At 62.8% G+C, this 231-nt stretch carries 1 pseudogene; it reads left to right on the forward strand.

The features are described from left to right. Positions 1 to 21: 21 nt before the first annotated feature. A pseudogene (locus AC0L3J_RS38480) lies at positions 22 to 231 on the forward strand (N-acetyltransferase); the annotation flags it as partial.

Below are 231 nucleotides of genomic sequence, written 5' to 3' on the forward strand. Positions count from 1 at the left end.
TAGCCGGCTGGGCGTCGCTTCGTGAACCGGCCGGAGCTGCGTCAGGTCGGAATCCGCGATGTCGCCTTTGGCGCTGGCGTGAAGGTCGTTGAGCCCTGCAACCTCTATGGCTGCACGATTGGCGACGGCTGCTTCATCGGGCCGTTCAACGAGATCCAAAAGGGAGTCGTTATCGGCGCTCGCACGCGCGTGCAATCGCACAGTTTCATCTGCGAGCTCGTCACGGTCGGT

The organism is Bradyrhizobium sp. Kon37 (assembly GCF_055807535.1).